Below are 17,764 nucleotides of genomic sequence, written 5' to 3' on the forward strand. Positions count from 1 at the left end.
CTTAGCTTGATGATATCGTCACTGTGCAGTTGAAGCTATGCTTGCCGAAGTCTCCGCCCTCCTCGCTCCCATTGCCGCCGCCATCGGCTATTCCTCCTACAAGGCCCGTCAATTCGAGCATGCCTATCCCAATATCGGAGAACTGACCGATATTGGCGGCTATCGCATGAACGCAGTGCATGTTCCGCGCCCGGATGCCGCCGATCTTCCGCCCCTGGTCTTCATTCACGGTGCAAGCGGCAATCTACTCGACCAGATCGGCGCTTTTCGCGAACCACTGGAGGGCCGCGCCGAGATGCTCTTCGTCGATCGACCTGGTCACGGCTACTCCGAGCGGGGCGGGTCGGAAAACGCGCTGCCATCGGGCCAGGCCGACGCCATTGCCAAACTGATGGAAAAGCGTGGGATTGAAAAGGCGGTTATCGTCGGCCATTCCTTCGGCGGCGCGATCGCTGCTGCCTTCGGCGTGCGCCATCCCGAAAAGACAGCCGGCCTGCTGTTTCTGGCACCTGCCTCCCATCCATGGCCCGGCGGCATCGACTGGTATTACCATGTCGCGACAACACCCGTTATCGGCTGGCTCTTCAATCATGCAGTCGTCGTCCCCCTCGGCCTACGGCGGCTGGAGCGCGGCACGCTGAATGTCTTCCGCCCCAATCCCCGGCCCCTTGACTACGTCGCCAGAACCGGGCCCTCGCTGGTGTTGCGACCACGCGCCTTTTACAACAACGCCACCGACTTCAAACGGCTTCATGAATATCTGACGGTCAACGCGCCGCACTATTCCGAGATCTCAGCGCCATCAGTCATCATCACCGGCGACCAGGACGAGATCGTCTGGGAACATCTGCATTCGCGTGGCCTGGCGCGGGATATCAGCGGATCGGAACTCGTTACCGTCAGAGGTGTCGGCCACAAGCCTGACTATCTTGCGACCGATGTTGCCATTGCGGCCATGGAGAAGATTGCCGGCCAGCCGCGCGACCTTGCGACAATAGCCCGCAAGGCGGAGGAGCGGCTTGCCGGCTCTTCCGTCGATCAGACGGTCGGAACAGTGCCACCGTCAATCGTATATTCCGCACCATGAATGGAGGCGGCACGCGGCGAGGCGAGGAAAGCCACGAGCTCAGCCACCTCTTCCGGGCGGCCCGGCCGGCCGATCGGTATGCCGCCAAGCGAATCCATCAACAGCCTGCGGCCGCCGTCCTCGTCGGTGCCGGCCTCTGCAGCAATGCGCTGGATCAGGGCGGTCGCAGCCGTGGTTTCGATGAAACCGGGCGCAACGACATTCACCCGGACGCCCTTCGACCCGACCTCCTTGGATAATCCCTTGCTGTAATTCGAAAGTCCGGCCTTGGCCGCAGCGTAAGCAAGCGTGGCTTCATAGAGCGGCAGCCGTCTCTGGATCGAGGAAATATGGATGATGACGCCGTGGCCACGTTCGATCATGCCGGGCAGGAATGCCCTGTCGAGCCGCACCGGCGCGAGCAGATTGGCATTGATATCCGCCTGCCAGTGCGCATCCGTCAGAGCCGCAAAACCGCCACTCGGCGCAGACGAACCACCGACATTATTCACGAGGATATCGAGGCCGCCGAAAGCCTCCGCCACGCTCGAGGCGACGGCGTTGACGCCCTCCGCCGTGCTGATATCAGCCTGGACGAACAGCGCAGGCGCCTGGCCCTCCGGAAGGGGCGAGCGCGCAGTCGTCGCCACCCTCGCGCCAGCTGCTGAAAGCCGACGCACAATCGCCTCGCCCATACCCTTCGTGCCGCCGGTAACAAGAACGCGCTTGCCGTTGAATTCGTTCGGATCGAACGGAAAAGCCGCTTCAGCCGTCATGCATCGATCTCCAGATGGGTAATGGCGCCGCCGGCAAGCGTGAAGCGGTAACGCAAGGTGACCGGACTGCCGGGAAAATTACCGGTCACCAATGCAGCCACGACCGGCTTGTCGGCTTCGCCGGAGATCTTCCTCGGGTCGACCGTCACGCCATATTTGCGTGTCGTCTCCTCCATCCATTCGCGGATTTCAGCCCGACCACGCCTGTCCTCGCCCTCGTCGCGCACGCCGGCATCGGCAGCAAAACAGGCAAGCATGCCGTCTATATCCTTCTGATTCTTCGCCGCGTAATAGGCCGCCAGCGGCTTCGGAAGCTCTATGCTCATTCGCAAACTCCTCTTCGGTTGCTTCCCGAAAAGAATGGGCATAGGCTTTCCAGATGACAAGAACCTACAAAAAAGTCAGGTACTTACCTGAAAGTAAGGTACTGCGATGACACCCTATTCAGCCGCATCAGGCGTCGAAAATGTGCTGAAGATCCTGGAAGGACGCTGGAAGCTCATCATTCTCTTCCACCTCTTCGGCGGCAAGGTGCTCCGCTTCTCCGATCTGGAACGCGCCATTCCTGCCATCTCCCAGAAGATGCTCATCCAGCAACTGCGCCAGATGGAAAACGATGGCATCGTGCTGCGCATCGTCCATCATCAGGTTCCGCCGAAGGTGGAGTATCGCCTGACCGATTGGGGCCAGGCCCTTTGTCCCGCTTTGGACGCCCTGTTGAAGTGGGCGGCGCTGAAGGACAAGGACCTGACCGGCGTGGTTTTCGCGCCGGAAGAAACCGCCGGCGGGACGGCCTGACGCGCTCAAGCCGCGAGGTGAATGCCGCCGTCGCAGGTTAGAACATGACCGCTCATGAAACCGTTCGAAACCAGGAAGGCGACTGCCTTGGCGACATCGACTGGCTCGCCGATACGGCCGACCGGCGTGCGCCCGGCAAAGTCGCGGAAGACAGCCTGACGCTGTTCCGCAGGCAGAAAATCCCACCACGGCGTATCGATCACACCAGGCGAGACGCCATTCACGCGTAGTGGCTTCAACTCGGCAGCAAGCACCCGCACCATCGCCTCGATCCCCGCATTGATGGCGGCAAGACCTGCGGTTCCCGGCATCGCGGCTTGCGCACTGACGGCGGACACGAACGTGATGCTGCCGGCTGGCCGCAGGAAGGGCAAAGCCATCTGCGCCGCTGCCGCATGCGGGATAAGCTTGGTCTGGAAGCCGGCCAGCAGATCTGCCATGTCGAGCGTGGCAAAGGGACCAGCCCCATGGCCGCTGCCGAGCGCCAGCACGAGATGATCGAAGGATGCGAGGCGCTCGAAAGCCTGCTTCACCGAGGTGGTATTTCTGGCATCGATGGCGACCGTTCCGACCTCGCCGGAAAGATGGTCAGCGGTCGCCTTGAGCTTCGCCTCGTCGCGGGCAGCGACGGTGACCTGAAACCCTTGTTCCAGAAGCAGTTTGGCAGAGGCAAGGCCGATGCCCGAAGAGCCACCGATAATGACTGCATGCTGCGATGACATGAGAATACTCCTTTGGATGATCGAACTTCCGGCTGTCGTTGCCGGCAGCGGTTTCATCTTGAAGTCTCCGAAAATCGCAAACAGGCCTGATTTTATCCTGGTATCGATACTGATATGATCGCTTCCATGGATCAGAAGCTGGACACGTTCGAAGCCCGCCGCCGCGAGTTCGCGGCCTTCCTGCGTTCCCGTCGTGAGCGTCTGCGCCCTGCCGATGTCGGCCTGCCTGACGGGTTCCGCCGCCGCACGCCGGGACTTAGGCGCGAAGAGCTCGCCATGATCGCCGGTGTCGGCACGACCTGGTATACCTGGCTGGAACAGGGACGCGACATCCGCCCCTCCCCGCAGGTTCTGAATGCACTGGCAGACGCGCTTCGTCTTGATGACGCCGAACGCCAGCACCTCTTCACACTGAACAGCCGCCAACCGCCGCAGCCGTTTTCTTCAGCCCCGGAACTCGTCGACGAGCCGCTTCGCCGGATACTGGACAACCTGACCCATCAGCCCGCCTACGTGCTGGGTCGCCGCTGGGATGTTCTGGCCTGGAATCGCGCGGCAGACTTGCTGTTCGGCGGTTATGACCGGCTGGGCCCGGACGAACGCAACACTATGCACCGGCTTTTTGCCGATGATTTTCACCGCAACCTGCTGGTCGACTGGGAGGCGGTTGCCCGCGTTTCGCTTGCCATGTTCCGTGCCGACAGCGCCCGTTATGCCGGCGATCCCGACTTCGAGCGGCTCATCGCCCTGCTGAAGCAGCAAAGTCCGGAATTCCGCGCCTGGTGGCCGCGCCATGAGATCGTCGCCCCGCTCACCGGTGTGAAACGTGTGAATCATCCGCTAAAGGGCCTGATGGCCTTCGAACACACAGGCCTTGCGCTGATGACCCAGCCGGACATGAAGCTGATCGTCTATACGCCTCTCGGCGAGCACGACACAAACAGGAAACTCGCCGAGCTTCTCGCCTGATCATTGTCTGCCGCCGAAGTGACGCCATATCTTCCCCATCGCCGTCCTTCGAGGGGAAATTCATGGACCGCCGTCCCAGACAATCCATTAGCATTCTCGCCGCCATCTCGCTTTGCCTCGCACCCCTGCCGGCTCTCGCCGCCTCTCCGGCACCTGTCGAAGCCGAGCATGGCATGGTCGTGACTGCCCAGCATCTGGCAACCGATGTCGGCGTCGACGTGCTGAAGAGCGGTGGCAATGCCGTTGATGCCGCAGTCGCCGTCGGTTATGCGCTGGCGGTCGTCTATCCGACAGCCGGCAATCTCGGCGGCGGTGGTTTCATGACGATCCGGATGAAGGATGGGAAAACGACCTTCCTTGATTTCCGCGAACGCGCACCGCTCGCCGCCACCAAGACCATGTATCTCGATGCCAAGGGCGATATCGTGCCGCGCGCCAGTCTCGACGGCTATCTGGCCGTCGGAACCCCGGGTTCGGTCATGGGCTTCGAAACGGCTCGCGAGAAATATGGTACCAGGAAGCGTGAAGAGCTGATCGCCCCGGCCTTGAAATATGCGAAGGAGGGCTTCACCCTGGAACAGGGCGATGCAGCCTCTTTCGCGAGTGGCGCCAAACGGCTCGCCAAGGACGAAGAGGCGGCAAAAATCTTCCTGAAAACCGGTGGCAGCCCCTATGTGTCCGGTGAGAAACTGGTGCAGCCCGATCTCGCCGCCGTCCTGCAATCGATCTCGGAGAAAGGCCCCGACGCCTTCTACAAGGGCGCACCGGCCGAGGCGATCGTCAAGGCCAGCCAGGCCAAGGGCGGCATCCTCGCCAAGGAGGATTTCGAGCAGTACAAGGTGCGGGAACTGAAGCCGATCGAATGCAATTATCGCGGCTATGACATCATTTCCTCGCCGCCACCCTCCTCCGGCGGCGTCATCATCTGCGAGATCTTGAACGTCCTCGAAGGCTATCCGCTCTCTTATCTCGGCTACGGATCGGCCGAGGCCGTGCACATCATGGTCGAGGCCATGCGCTATGCCTATGTAGACCGCAACGCCGCACTCGGCGACCCTGACTTCATCGACAATCCCGTCTCCAAACTGCTGGACAGAAGTTATGCCGCGTCAATTCGTGCCAAGATCGATCCGTATCGGGCAGGCACTTCCGCCAACCTGAAGCCGCTCGGCGGCAAGGAAAGCACCGAGACGACACATTATTCAGTCATCGATGACGAGGGCAATGCGGTCGCGGTGACCTATACGCTGAACGGCTCCTTCGGCGCTGGCGTCGTCGCACCGGGCACCGGCGTGCTACTCAACAACGAGATGGATGATTTTACTTCCAAGCCGGGCGTGCCGAACCTTTACGGCCTCGTCCAGGGTGAGGCCAACGCCATCGCCCCCAAGAAGACGCCGCTCTCCTCCATGAGTCCGACCATCGTCACCAAGGACGGCAAGCCCTTCATGGTGATCGGAAGCCCCGGCGGCTCCCGCATCATCACCATCACACTGGAAGCAATTCTGAATGTCGTGGATTTCGGCATGGACATCAGTCAGGCGGTCAATGCTCCGCGTATTCATCACCAGTGGCAGCCGGACACGGTCTACCTGGAACCCTACGCCCTCTCGCCGGATACCGAAAAGGCGCTGGCCGCCATGGGCTACAAGTTCGATGGCGGTAATAATACGCCCGTCTGGGGTCAGGCGGCCGGTATTCTCGTCGGCGGCAAGAGCCTTGCGGCGATCGAGAAGGGCGGCGGCGCCCGTTACAACGGCGCTATGGACAGTCGCGCAACCGAAGGCTCCGCCAACGGCTATTGAGCAGGCGCCTCAGCGGATTCTCACCCGAACGAAATCGCCGTCGATCTCGACACGCGGTTTTACGCCCGGCACACTTGGCTGCCGGGCATCGACCCAGGAGGCCTGCGCCGCCACAGTGTAGTCGACCGGCACATTGTCTCCGAAGCCAAGATAGGCGTCGAGCGCGCGAGCCCGGATTGACACGTTTTCGTCCGCTTCTACCTTGTCGAAGTCGAGGGAAGCCTTCACGGCATCCCCGCGGATATCGATGCCGCGGGCATGACCGTCGAGGATGATGTCGGCCGCCTTTCCGGCAATGGCAAGCTCGGAAAAATGACCAATGAGCCTTGCGCTGAAGGCACTCTGATCGATCCGGAGGGCTGCGCCGGCAGGTACGTTGGCATTGACCTCAACCACGCAGTCGGATGGATCCAGCCAGGACGATGCAGCGATATCGATATGCAGCACCGTACCATCAACCCGCATGTCGCTGTTGTCGCGGCAATCGGCAAAGTACCAGCTCGAATACCAGGACGAGAACCAGCCCTTCCGTCGCCCGCTGAGCGATGCGCCATAGGGCTGGTCGCTTCGCGTGGTGATGTTGATCGAGCTGGCGTCACCACTGATGGCGACCGCACGCACGCCGGAGAGATCGGGAATTGCTGTGGTCGATACCTTGTCGGGCAGAGCGGAAGCGGTAGCTGCCAGAAGCACCGGCATCACAAGAAGAATGGTCATCGAAATCCGTCCATGAATGAAGCCCTCCCGTCGAGGACAGTTTCAGGATGTTTTCTCAGGCTCTATTTCGAGACCTCGATCACGATCCGGGTCGACCGCGAACGCAATCGGGTTCATTCTGAGACCATTCTTCCATTGTTGCAGTTCGGATATCGCCGATGATCTTCGTTCCCCTGCCCTTCGTCGTGGCTCTGCTGCTTGCCATCCTGCTTGTCCGCATGCTGCGGCAGGGAGACGGATCGCTCGCCGAAAGGCGGCCTTTCCTGCTGTTGATCGGCTTCTACACCCTGCAGTCCATAGTGATCGGCATCCGCTGGGGTTACGACGTCGTCGAGATCATGCCGATCCAATCGTTGATCGCGACAACGATTGCGGCGCTTGCCTGGGTCTGCTTCAAAGGGCTGACCGAGGAAGAGCAGCCCACTCTTTCCCGTTTCTGGCCGCACCTTCTGCCGACTGCGACAATCGCCATCTTCATAGCTCTCTACCCGGAACCGATCAGCCTCGCCATTATCCTGATCTTCTTCGGCTATGGCGCCGCACTGCTCTGGCTTGCCCGGCATGGCCCGGATGCGCTCGTCGCCTCCAGGCTCGATGGTGCAGTGCTTTCTTATCGCTCGCTGCAGATCACCGGCTTCGCCCTCATCGCCTCTGCTCTCACCGATGTCATCATCAGCTTCGATTTCACCAGGACAGGCGGCATCCATGCAGGCGCCATCGTCGCACTCGGGAACGTCATCGCGCTCTTGATCCTCGGCACGGCCGCTTCCGTGGCAAGCAGCGGCAGCACGGTCGAAGCGATATCAGTGGAGCCACCTCCACCACCACCGGCAACAGAGGAAGACGAAGCGGTCGCTGCGGCACTCGATACATTGATGCGCGCCCGCCAGCTCTACCGCGATCCCGAACTCAACCTGACCCGCATCGCTCGCAAAATGAACCTGCCCGCCCGGCGCGTCTCCACGGCCGTCAACCGCATCCACGGCATGAGCGTCTCGCAATATGTGAACGACTTCCGCATCCGCGCCGCCTGCGAGCAGCTGGTCGGCACCGATCATCCGATAACGCAGGTGATGTTCGACTCCGGCTTCATCAGCAAGTCCAACTTCAATCGCGAATTTGCGCGCATGAATGGCGAAAGCCCGACACAGTTCAGAAAGCGGCGTATCCCGCGAGAATCGGGTGGCGCGGCGTCCAATGTCATATTCATGTCACCGTGACAAAGTCGCCGTTCACAAGCAAAGATGTGCGCTCTATGCATGAGCGGCATTAAAGCAGAAGAGATTCCCATGGCCTCCATTGAAATGATCGTTGCCGCCAGGGCCCGCCTGCGCGGACATGCGCGGCGCACGCCGCTTCTCTCCTCCCCCTTCCTTGATGAAATCGCCGGCCGGCGGCTGTTCGTGAAGGCCGAATGCCTGCAGCATTCCGGCTCCTTCAAGTTCCGTGGCGGCTGGTCTGCCGTCTCGGGCATCGATCCGGAACTGCGCAGGAAGGGGGTTATCGCCTTCTCCTCCGGCAACCATGCCCAGGGTGTGGCACTTGCCGCCCGCATGCACGGCATCCCCAGCGTCATCATCATGCCGAGTGACGCGCCCAGGCTGAAGATCGCCAACACCCGCGCCTTCGGTGCCGAAGTGGTGCTCTACGATCGCGCCAATGAAGATCGCGACGAGATCGGCGCGAAGCTATCATCCGAGCGAGGCCTGACGCTCATCAAGCCCTTCGACGAGCCGCTGGTTATTGCAGGCCAGGGTACGACCGGGCTGGAGATCGCCGAGCAGACGGAAGAGGAAGGCGTCAAGAACGCCGAAGTCCTCGTTCCCTGTGGCGGTGGCGGTCTGAGTTCGGGCATCGCCCTCGCGTTGGAAGCAAGTGCGCCGGGCTTCCGTGTCCGTCCCTGCGAACCGGAAAATTTCGACGATACCACCCGCTCACTTGCATCAGGCAAGATCGAGCGCAACGCTGCAATGACCGGCTCGATCTGCGATGCGATCATCACGCCGCAGCCCGGCAACATCACCTTCCCGATCCTGAAGCGTCTTGCCGGACAGGGTATCGTCGTGACGGATGACGAGGCGTTACGCGCTGTCGCCCTCGCCTTCAATCGTCTCAAGATCGTCGTTGAGCCGGGCGGGGCTGTTGCACTGGCTGCAGCCCTCTTTCACGGCGACCAGCTGGACAGCGATACGGCTGTCGTCGTCACCTCGGGCGGCAATATCGACGCCGACGTGTTCACCAATGCACTGGAGCGTTTCGGCTAACGCTCGACAACGCTCTCGAAGACCCTGATCGCGATCGGTGACGACCTCGATCATGATCGGGGTCTCCTCGGCACCAAAAAGCAGCAAAACCTCCCCGTGCCGCCATGTGGCGGTCATCGTTTCGAGGTTTTCATGATACATCTTCTCATCCTGCTGCTATCGGCATGGCTTCTTGCCGCCGATATGCCGGCGCATGAAGCCAATGCCGTTGGCCTCTCCTTTCTATCGGTCTCCGTTGCAGAGCGGCACGGCATCATGGACATCACGCTTTGGTATCCGGCCACAAAAGGCGGTACTCCCGTTCTGATCGGCGACAGCCCGCTTTTCAAAGGCGAGATCGCTCGGCAGGACGCACCTAAAGCTGCCGGCAGTCATCCATTGATCCTGCTTTCTCACGGCGGCCTGAAATCCGGTCCGTTCATTGGCGCTTGGATGGCATCGCGCCTCGCTTCGAAGGGCTTCGTGGTGGCAATGATGCGACAGCCGGATCCGCATACGATGACGAGCGAGGAGAGCATCCGCGAGATATGGCTGCGACCTGCCGATCTCTCCGCGGCCCTGACGGCAATCGAAAGGGACGACACGCTGTCCGGCGGGATAGACCGCAACCGCATCGGCGTTCTGGGCTTTCTGGTGGGCGGAACATCCGCGCTTTCGATTGCAGGCGGCGACATCGACCCGGAAAGCTTTGCGCGCTCCTGCGATCCCGGTGGCACCGGTATCGACTGTGTAGAGTTCGCCACCGCCGGCATCGATCTCCATTCCGTCGACAGGCAGAAGCTCTCCCGCTCTCATCTCGACCCACGGGTGAAGACAGCCGTTGTTATCGATCCTGAGTTCGGCGCCAGTTTCACACCCGAAAGCCTCGCGCAGATATCGATCCCGGTGCGGCTCATCAATCTCGGCACACCGAAAACCGTCTGGCCGGGGCTGCGCGCATCGGATCTGAAAAGCGCAATATCCGGTGCACGCTACGATCTGATCATGAACGCTTCGCAATACAGCGCTTTCAGCGAGTGCAAGCCGGCAGGCGCCTCTATTCTTCGCGAGGAAGGTGAAGAACCTCTCTGCCAGGATCCCGAAGGAACGAACCGTGCGGCTATCCACGACAGTCTGGCGGAGATGGTGGCGGCAGCCTTCCACAGCGATCTCCCGCAATAGAAACAATGTCCGCAGCACCTGCTGCGGACATTGGCGTTCTCTGTTCTCGCTCAGGCGACCTTGTAGCGCGGAGCCGGCACTGAACGCGACAGGTTCGGCATCAGTGCCTGACGGGCCTGCTCATAAGCAGCGAGCAGGCCGGCATCTTCAAGCGCCGGGATCGTTGCAAATTCACCCTCGGCAAGACCTGCCAGCGACGCATCGACCATGTTTTCGGCCGACATGACGATTTCGCCTGGCAGATGCTCGACCGGCGTGCCGGCAATGCCCCAGAATTCGGTGGCCGTGGCGCCCGGCAGCACGGCCTGAACGCGGATATTCTTGTCGGCAAGCTCATGCTTCAGTGACTGGCTGAAGGCGAATACAAAGGCTTTCGTGCCGCCGTAGACACCATTCAGGATTTCAGGCGCGATCGCGACTATCGAGGCAATATTGATGATGGTGCCGCCGCCGCGAGCAACGAGGCCGGGCACAGCCGCATAAGTCAGCCGCATCACTGCGCTCACGTTGATATCGACCATTTCCTGCATCTTGTCGACGTCGGAGCCAAGGAGTGGTGCGGTGCCGCCGAAGCCGGCATTGTTGACGAGCATGGTGATGCTCTGGTCTTCCTTCAGTACCTTCTCGACTTTCGCGAGATCTTCCTTCTTGCCGAGATCGGCAGACAGCGTCTCGACCGTGCGGCCCGTTTCATCGGCCAGCCGATTTGCCAGCGTCTTCAGCCGCTCGCCATTGCGGGCAACGAGGATGAGATTGTAGCCCTGCCTTGCCAGACGATGTGCGTAGATTGCGCCGATGCCCGAGGATGCGCCGGTGACCAGTGCGGTACCCTTGTCTTGATGTGCCATGATCGTTTCTCCATTTTGTACGCCGGCCCGATGCCTTGCGCTTGAGGAGAGTTTTACGCCCGATTGCCTGCGTCCCAAATGTCATATATACCACTTTTTAGGACATCCACTTTTCAGGGCATGATGACCATGCAGCAAATCGGTTTCCTGCTCTTTCCCGGCTTTCAGATCATGAGCCTCGCTGCCGCCTCGGCCTTCGAATTCACCAATCTCGAGATCGGCGAAAAGGTCTACGACATCCATTATCTCTCGGAGACCGGCGGCCCCATTGCCAATTCTCTCGGCATGATCGTCGAGACAGAGGCTTTCGGCGATCCCGCTTTCGACACGCTGATCGTTACGGGTGCACCCGACATCAAGCTTCCCAACGAGGCGGAAGCAAAGTTCATTCGCGCCGCGCTTGCCGCCACCCGTCGCCTCGCATCGATCTGCACCGGTGCTTTCCTGCTCGCCGATGCCGGCATTCTCGACGGCCGCCGCGCCACGACCCATTGGTACCTCGCCCGTGACTTGCAAAGCCGCTATCCGGCAATCCGGATGGAAGAAGACCGCATCTACATCATCGACGGCTCCGTCTGGACCTCTGCCGGCATGACCGCCGGCGTCGATCTGGCGCTCGCCATGGTCGAGAAGGATCACGGGCTGGAGATCGCCCGCGCCGTTGCCCGCAAGCTCGTCGTCTATCACCGTCGCGCCGGCGGCCAGTCGCAATTTTCAGCCCTTCTGGAACTAGAGCCGAAATCCGACCGCATCCAGAAGGCGCTTGCCCATGCGCGCAGCAATCTGAAAGCGACGCTCTCCGTCGAAGAACTGGCCGAAGCCGCACATCTCAGCCCCCGCCAGTTCAGTCGCGCCTTCCGCGCCGAAACGGGCCAGTCGCCGGCCAAGGCTGTCGAGAACCTGCGGCTGGAAGCGGCCCGCCTGATGATGGAGCAGGGACGCCATCCAATCGATACAGTGGCTCGTGAAACCGGCTTTGCCGATCGTGAACGCATGCGCCGCGCTTTCCTGCGCGCGTTCGGTCAACCGCCGCAAGCAATCCGCAGGGCCGCGCAGCAGGAACTGCAAGCGTGATGCACCCGGCAGGGCCGGATGCATCGTCTCTGGCTTATCGCTCCTGAAGCGCTTGGCGGATGGCGATTTCGACAGGCGAATAGGCGCCATCATCACGCACAAGCCTTAGCGGCTCGGAAGGTGCGAGGCCCGGCTGCGCCATGAAGCGCGGTTCCTCGCCGCGGTGCATCTGTGCTGCATGGATGAGGAACGGATGGCACAGATAGACCGTACCCGCCTGCCCCGTCGCCAGGGCAAGCGGCCTGTCCCCACCCACATGCTCCAGCCACAGATGCGCCATGCCGGCCTCACCAGCCGGCTCCAGTAGCCTTGCGATATCCTTGTGCGACCCGACCCGGATACGCGTCGGCGCGTCTTCTTCGCCGACATCCGAGAACAGGAAGAGCATCAGGAGCGCCCGCCCGCGTGAGTTGATATTCACCCGCCAGGCGGAAAAATCCCGCTGCTCGTCGGGATTTCCATCCTCTCCCGAAAAGCTCAGGTCCACATGCCAGCCGGCATCGCCGGGATCGTCCGGATGTGGAAAGCGGACCGGGAAGCTGCCAAGACCGCTCCGCGGCTCCCAGCGCCCCTTGCCGACGAGCTGATCGAAAGCCGAATGCAGCACGGGCATGTTGACCGCCGTCTCGAACGGCCCGCCGCCATAGCCGGCAAGCCGGACGACCGGCCGCACCCAGGTTTTCGGATCATTGGGATCGAAGGGAATATCTCGCCACATGATGGCACGGGCTTCCTCGGCCACGTCGCGGGGAAAAGCAGCGTCGATCCGTACGAAGCCGTCCTTGATGAATTGCTCGATCTGCGCCGCGCTGAGCGCTGGCGGGTAATCAGTGGATGTCATGAAAAATCTCTCTATCGCCAGACCCTGCCGGCACCATTCATTCGCCTGACGCAGGGTGGTTACAGTCCACGGCAACGCTCCAGCCAACCGGCTGGTGAAGCGGCCGCATCTCCTTTTGCCAATGGCAGAACCTTAGAGGCTCAAGAAGAAGACCGTAGCGATGTTGAGAGTGATCATTTTCATAGCGAAGAAAAGCTAGCGGCATCCGCAGGGAGGGTCAACACCTCACCCGGCTCGCCTCAATCCCTTTTCCTGATCGGAGGGTGTGGAAACATCCCGTACTGCGTCATGCACGGATTGCAGCACCAACTCCGCCAGTCGCGCCGTTGCAGCATCCGGCTCCGCCTCTGCGCGATGCAAGACCAGCCCAAGTTTCGGCAACTCCGGCAGGCCCGCTTCACCGGGCGCCAGCATCCGCACCTTGGCGGGCAGCCCGATGGGCGTGCGCACCGTAATGCCCAATCCTGCGGCAGTCGCTGCCCAGAGGCCACCGAGGCTCGGACTGATAAAGGACAGGCGCCAGGAGATGCCGGCCTCGTCCAGCACCTTCGTCGCGGCGTTCCTCAGCAGGCACGGAGCCTCGAGCGAGGCGAGCGGCATCGGCTCGCCGCTTCCAGCCGCCCATGCCGGCAGGCCGTTCGCCGGGCCGATCCAGCGCATAGGCACGTCGGCAATGTGCTCGCAATGCGCAGTCAAGGTGCCGATACTCCACGCGAGTGCAAGATCGAGCTTACCCGTCGTCACCCGTTCGAGAAGCTCGGCATTGCGCACCACACGGGCCTCGATCCGCACCTTCGGATGCGCCCGAGCGAAGCGTCCGAGCACTTCAGGCAGCAGATTCTCGCCGAAGTCTTCCTGCAGGCCGAGCCGCACCCAGCCTTCCAGCTCGACACTCTGCACCGCGGCGACTGCCTCGTCGTTCAAGTCGAGCAATCGCCTGGCATAGGCAAGCATCGTCTCGCCGGCTTCCGTCAGCGCCAATCCGCGCCCGGATTTGCGGAAAATCGGTGTACCGGCTTGCTCTTCCAGCTTCTTGAGTTGCGCACTGACCGCCGAGGTCGAGCGCCCCAGCCGGTCCGCCGCCCTGGCGAAATTGCCGAGATCCATGCCGGTCGCGAAGGTCCTCAGCACGTCCAGGTCGAATGTAATCCGTCGCATCACACAATCCCATTTTTCAGGATAATTCATCCATAAAATTCTGATTTTTCGCATTATGGTGTCGTGGCATGCTTCTTCTGTCAAGCCGAAGAACTAAGGAGGCATCAATGCCATTCGCTCGTATCTCTCTTCTGAAGGGCAAGTCGCCGGACTACCTGCGTGCCCTTTCGGACAGCATCCACCAGGCCATGGTCGAGACCTTCAATGTGCCGCCGGCCGATCGCTTCCAGATCATCCACCAGCATGAACCGGGTGAACTGATCTTCGATCGCAATTACCTTGCCGGTCCGCGCTCCGATGATTTCGTGCTGATTTCGATCACGACCGGCAAGCCGCGCACGACGGAAATGCGCAAGGCTCTCTTCCGCCGAACCGTTGAACTATTGCATCACTCCCCCGGCTTGCGCCCGGAAGATGTCATGATCGTCATCTCCACCAGCGAACCGGACGAATGGTCCTTCGGCGACGGCCTGGCGCAGATGGCCGAGCCCGGATGGGAAGCGCGTTCCAGGGGAGTTCCGGCATGAGCACGCGCAACCCGAAGACGATGACGGTCCGCCGTCCCGGCGGTGCCGTCCGTTCTCCCGAAGGCATTGCGAATAGGTCCTTCTGGGTCGAAATGCTGCTCGAAAGCGAGATCGACGGAGAGAATACCGCCATGCGCGCAACGCTTGATCCCGGCACGGTCACCCACTGGCATACGCATCCCCGCGGCCAGCTTCTTTACGTCCTCTCGGGTGTCGGTCTCGTGCAGCGGAAGGGCGAACCTGCCGAGGAGGTCAGAACCGGTGACGCAATATGGTTCGCCGCCGATGAGCTTCATTGGCATGGCGCGTCAGCCGACAGTCCCTTCAGCTATCTCAGCATCCAGGGATTTGATAACGGACGTTTCGTCGACTGGCAGGACAATGGGGAACCGCAACCATGATAGCCATGCAATATTCCTTCACCCTCCCCGCAGATTACGACATGGAGATCATCGATCGCCGCATACGCGACAAAGGCCCGGCGATGAATGGCTTCCCACAGCTCGGTTTCAAGGCCTTTCTCAGTGCTCGTCAGGGGGAATACGGCAGTCGGGAAAACCTGTACGCACCTTTTTATCTTTGGGATCAGCCGGAAGGCGCCAGCAGCTTCATCTGCGGTCCGGGCTTTGCCGCACTGAGCGACACCTTCGGTCGGCCGCGGATTCGCCATTGGATCGTCTGGCATGCTCATGTCTCACCCGACCTTGCCGCCGCCCGCTTTGCTCACAGCGAACATCTCGCGATCGAACCGCATGCTTCTCTATCCGACCTGCGACAGCAGGAGGTTGACCTGGCAAAACAAGCCACCCGCGACAGACACGCGCTTGCCTGTGTCGTCGCCTTCGATCCGTATGATTGGGCGACGGTGCGTTTCGGGCTCCACGCAGAAGCTCCGCCTGCCTCGAGCACCAACCAGATCTATCGCGTCGGCCACCTCTCGCGGGGCTGAGGCAGCAGCGGCAAAATCGCAAAACAAAAAGCGCCCCTCTTTCGAGGAGCGCTTTTTTGTATTCAGACCTGAAAGCGATCAGATGCCGCTCTGGCCGTCGGAACCGATATAGGCGATGCGCAACATATTGGTCGCGCCCGGTGTGCCGAGCGGTACGCCGGCAGAGATGATGATGCGATCGCCCGGCTTGCCGAAGCCTTCCGACGCGACGATACGGCAGGCGCGGTTGACCATGTCATCGAGGTCGGTCGCGTCATGGGTCACGACGCAGTGCATGCCCCAAACAACGGAGAGGCGACGTGCCGTCTTGATGATCGGCGACAGCGCAATGATCGGAACCTGCGGGCGCTCGCGCGAAGCGCGCAGACCCGTCGTACCGGACGAGGTGTAACAGACGATAGCCGACAGCTTCAGCGTCTCGGCAATCTGACGGGCGGCAAGCGAGATGGCATCCGCACCGGTCGCTTCCGGCTGGGCGCGCTGCGCATAGATGATGCCCGAATAGTGCGGATCCTTCTCGACCGTGCTCGCAATCGAGGCCATCATCGAGACGGCTTCAACCGGATAAGCACCGGAAGCCGATTCGGCCGAAAGCATGATCGCATCGGCGCCTTCGAAGACGGCGATGGAAACGTCAGAAACTTCGGCACGGGTCGGAACCGGCGAAGAGATCATCGATTCCAGCATCTGCGTGGCAACGACCACCGGCTTGCCCGAACGGCGGCAGGCGCGGATGAGCTGCTTCTGGATGCCAGGGACGGCTTCGAGCGGCATTTCGACGCCAAGGTCGCCGCGGGCGACCATCAGGGCGTCAGAAAGTTCGATGATTTCCTCGATACGCTCCAGAGCCTGCGGCTTTTCGATCTTCGACATGATGCCGACGCGACCGCGGGCGATCTTGCGGACTTCGGCGAGGTCGTCGGGGCGCTGAACGAAGGAGAGCGCCACCCAGTCGACATCGTCGGTTGCCAGAACAGCATCGAGATCGACGCGGTCCTTGTCGGTCAGCGCGCCGACGCCGAGCAGTGTGTCCGGCAGGCTGACGCCCTTGCGGTCGGAAATGCTGGTACCAGCGATAACCGTGGTGACGATGCTCTTGCCGTCGCACTTTTCAGCGCGCAGTGCCAGCTTGCCATCATCGATCAGCAGGCGATGGCCCGGCTGCACGGCTTCGAGAATTTCGGGATGCGGCAGGAAAACGCGGGTGTTGTCGCCGGGAGTGTCGTTGTTATCGAGCGTAAAGGTCTGGCCAGGCTTCAGTTCCACTTTCACATCGGCAAACTTGCCGACGCGCAGCTTCGGTCCCTGGAGGTCAGCCAGAATGCCGATCGGCCGGCCCGAACGGGCCTCGACGGCGCGGATACGCTGCACGAGTGTGCGCATCACATCATGGCTTGCATGGCTCATGTTGATGCGGAAAATATCCGCACCGGCCTGGTGCAGCTTCTCGATCATCGATTCCTCGGAAGAGGCGGGTCCGAGGGTGGCGAGGATTTTAACTTTGCGGTTACGCTTCATCAATTCTGGCTTTCTTGCGTCCCTGGGGTGTCGGAGAGTTGAACCATCCAGCTTCCCTGGCGGCCCGTATCGTATTCCTTGAATCCCATTTTCTGATAACCCCGAGCATAGCAGTCCTGCACGCCCGCGATCTTGAATTCGTTTTCCGCTACGCACATCTGCACATCACCCGTCCATCGGCCTCCCCGGGCGGCATCTTCTGCGTAGAGGTAATAATAACGCGACTGTAATTCTCCCTCGATCAGCGTGGCGCAGGTCGTTGCTGGCACCTGCCACCAACCTTCTGTGACCCAACCTTCCTTCGCCCGGTATCCGATCGCAACGCCAACCAGATTTTGCGTGCCGTTGCATACACGGAAATCCGCGCGCGCGGCATCTGCAATGAAGAACGGCGAGACGGCTGCAAGAGCGAACAATGCGAGACGAACCATCGGTCCGGACCGCGTGAGGAAACTTGGCGCAGCTTGGATCAACACGGCTCCCAAATAGCTCCACGGTTATTCGTTATCCGTGTCTTCTTGCGCCGCCGTCAAGCGAAAGTCAACGCAATGCTAATCGATTATATTTCCTT

General features: G+C 61.1%; 20 protein-coding genes. 11 read left to right on the forward strand and 9 right to left on the reverse strand.

Going from position 1 to position 17,764, the window contains the following annotated elements; all coding sequences use genetic code 11:
• Positions 1–37: 37 nt before the first annotated feature.
• On the forward strand, positions 38–1,087 hold the full coding sequence (locus LVY75_29265) for an alpha/beta hydrolase (GenBank protein ID XAZ22857.1): 1,050 nt from the start codon (positions 38–40) through the stop codon (positions 1,085–1,087).
• Here the strand turns inward: LVY75_29265 and LVY75_29270 are convergent.
• The gene (locus LVY75_29270) at positions 1,039–1,842 is read right to left on the reverse strand and encodes an SDR family oxidoreductase (GenBank protein ID XAZ22858.1); all 804 of its coding nucleotides are present in this window, start codon (positions 1,840–1,842) and stop codon (positions 1,039–1,041) included. The two genes, LVY75_29265 and LVY75_29270, sit on opposite strands and share 49 nt — an antisense overlap.
• Positions 1,839–2,168, reverse strand: coding sequence for a nuclear transport factor 2 family protein (locus LVY75_29275; GenBank protein XAZ22859.1), 330 nt, complete (start codon positions 2,166–2,168; stop codon positions 1,839–1,841). Before LVY75_29275 ends, LVY75_29270 begins: the two co-directional genes overlap by 4 nt.
• 106 nt (positions 2,169–2,274) lie before the next feature.
• On the opposite strand from LVY75_29275, the gene LVY75_29280 reads away from it, so the two are divergent.
• On the forward strand, positions 2,275–2,640 hold the full coding sequence (locus tag LVY75_29280; GenBank protein XAZ22860.1) for a helix-turn-helix transcriptional regulator: 366 nt from the start codon (positions 2,275–2,277) through the stop codon (positions 2,638–2,640).
• Between the two features lie 5 nt (positions 2,641–2,645).
• Here the strand turns inward: LVY75_29280 and LVY75_29285 are convergent, their stop codons facing one another.
• Complete coding sequence (locus tag LVY75_29285) at positions 2,646–3,362, reverse strand: SDR family oxidoreductase (protein XAZ22861.1); 717 nt, start codon at positions 3,360–3,362, stop codon at positions 2,646–2,648.
• A gap of 114 nt (positions 3,363–3,476) precedes the next feature.
• Between LVY75_29285 and LVY75_29290 the strand changes: the two genes are divergently transcribed.
• Together LVY75_29290 and ggt are read left to right on the forward strand one after the other, a co-directional pair.
• Positions 3,477–4,331: a helix-turn-helix transcriptional regulator gene (locus LVY75_29290; GenBank protein ID XAZ22862.1), complete on the forward strand. Its 855-nt coding sequence runs from the start codon at positions 3,477–3,479 to the stop codon at positions 4,329–4,331.
• A gap of 62 nt (positions 4,332–4,393) precedes the next feature.
• Positions 4,394–6,136 carry a gamma-glutamyltransferase gene (ggt, locus tag LVY75_29295; GenBank protein XAZ22863.1) on the forward strand — a complete coding sequence of 581 codons (1,743 nt, stop codon included), beginning with the start codon at positions 4,394–4,396 and terminating at the stop codon, positions 6,134–6,136.
• Positions 6,137–6,145: 9 nt separating this feature from the next.
• Here the strand turns inward: ggt and LVY75_29300 are convergent, their stop codons facing one another.
• Positions 6,146–6,853 carry a hypothetical protein gene (locus tag LVY75_29300; protein ID XAZ22864.1) on the reverse strand — a complete coding sequence of 236 codons (708 nt, stop codon included), beginning with the start codon at positions 6,851–6,853 and terminating at the stop codon, positions 6,146–6,148.
• 158 nt (positions 6,854–7,011) lie between these two features.
• Between LVY75_29300 and LVY75_29305 the strand changes: the two genes are divergently transcribed.
• From LVY75_29305 to LVY75_29315, 3 genes are all read left to right on the forward strand, one after another.
• On the forward strand, positions 7,012–8,073 hold the full coding sequence (locus LVY75_29305; GenBank protein ID XAZ22865.1) for a helix-turn-helix domain-containing protein: 1,062 nt from the start codon (positions 7,012–7,014) through the stop codon (positions 8,071–8,073).
• A 69-nt stretch (positions 8,074–8,142) separates the two neighbouring features.
• Positions 8,143–9,117 carry a threonine/serine dehydratase gene (locus LVY75_29310; GenBank protein ID XAZ22866.1) on the forward strand — a complete coding sequence of 325 codons (975 nt, stop codon included), beginning with the start codon at positions 8,143–8,145 and terminating at the stop codon, positions 9,115–9,117.
• 132 nt (positions 9,118–9,249) lie between these two features.
• On the forward strand, positions 9,250–10,278 hold the full coding sequence (locus LVY75_29315; GenBank protein ID XAZ22867.1) for a dienelactone hydrolase: 1,029 nt from the start codon (positions 9,250–9,252) through the stop codon (positions 10,276–10,278).
• Between the two features lie 50 nt (positions 10,279–10,328).
• Here LVY75_29315 and LVY75_29320 read toward each other — a convergent pair whose 3' ends face one another.
• Positions 10,329–11,126, reverse strand: coding sequence for an SDR family oxidoreductase (locus tag LVY75_29320; GenBank protein ID XAZ22868.1), 798 nt, complete (start codon positions 11,124–11,126; stop codon positions 10,329–10,331).
• A 129-nt stretch (positions 11,127–11,255) separates the two neighbouring features.
• On the opposite strand from LVY75_29320, the gene LVY75_29325 reads away from it, so the two are divergent.
• Positions 11,256–12,200 carry a GlxA family transcriptional regulator gene (locus tag LVY75_29325; protein XAZ22869.1) on the forward strand — a complete coding sequence of 315 codons (945 nt, stop codon included), beginning with the start codon at positions 11,256–11,258 and terminating at the stop codon, positions 12,198–12,200.
• A 34-nt stretch (positions 12,201–12,234) separates the two neighbouring features.
• Here the strand turns inward: LVY75_29325 and LVY75_29330 are convergent, their stop codons facing one another.
• Both LVY75_29330 and LVY75_29335 read right to left on the reverse strand, forming a co-directional pair.
• The gene (locus LVY75_29330; protein ID XAZ22870.1) at positions 12,235–13,041 is read right to left on the reverse strand and encodes a phytanoyl-CoA dioxygenase family protein; all 807 of its coding nucleotides are present in this window, start codon (positions 13,039–13,041) and stop codon (positions 12,235–12,237) included.
• Positions 13,042–13,266: 225 nt separating this feature from the next.
• Positions 13,267–14,199, reverse strand: a complete 933-nt coding sequence (locus tag LVY75_29335; protein ID XAZ22871.1) for a LysR substrate-binding domain-containing protein — start codon at positions 14,197–14,199, stop codon at positions 13,267–13,269.
• Between the two features lie 107 nt (positions 14,200–14,306).
• Here LVY75_29335 and LVY75_29340 point away from each other — a divergent pair, with 107 nt between their 5' ends.
• Genes LVY75_29340 through LVY75_29350 form a run of 3 tightly spaced genes read left to right on the forward strand, consistent with a single transcriptional unit; the run spans position 14,307 to position 15,675 of the window.
• Positions 14,307–14,726 carry a tautomerase family protein gene (locus LVY75_29340; protein XAZ22872.1) on the forward strand — a complete coding sequence of 140 codons (420 nt, stop codon included), beginning with the start codon at positions 14,307–14,309 and terminating at the stop codon, positions 14,724–14,726.
• Complete coding sequence (locus tag LVY75_29345) at positions 14,723–15,127, forward strand: cupin domain-containing protein (GenBank protein ID XAZ22873.1); 405 nt, start codon at positions 14,723–14,725, stop codon at positions 15,125–15,127. Before LVY75_29340 ends, LVY75_29345 begins: the two co-directional genes overlap by 4 nt.
• Positions 15,124–15,675, forward strand: a complete 552-nt coding sequence (locus LVY75_29350) for a DUF4865 family protein (GenBank protein XAZ22874.1) — start codon at positions 15,124–15,126, stop codon at positions 15,673–15,675. Before LVY75_29345 ends, LVY75_29350 begins: the two co-directional genes overlap by 4 nt.
• A 78-nt stretch (positions 15,676–15,753) precedes the next feature.
• Here the strand turns inward: LVY75_29350 and pyk are convergent, their stop codons facing one another.
• Positions 15,754–17,193 carry a pyruvate kinase gene (gene pyk / locus LVY75_29355; GenBank protein XAZ22875.1) on the reverse strand — a complete coding sequence of 480 codons (1,440 nt, stop codon included), beginning with the start codon at positions 17,191–17,193 and terminating at the stop codon, positions 15,754–15,756.
• A complete protein-coding gene (locus tag LVY75_29360) occupies positions 17,193–17,624 on the reverse strand; it encodes a DUF1036 domain-containing protein (protein XAZ25853.1) in 432 nt (143 codons plus the stop codon). Before LVY75_29360 ends, pyk begins: the two co-directional genes overlap by 1 nt.
• Between the last annotated feature and the right edge of the window lie 140 nt (positions 17,625–17,764).

The organism is Sinorhizobium sp. B11, from assembly GCA_039725955.1.
Classification (GTDB): Bacteria; Pseudomonadota; Alphaproteobacteria; order Rhizobiales; family Rhizobiaceae; genus Rhizobium.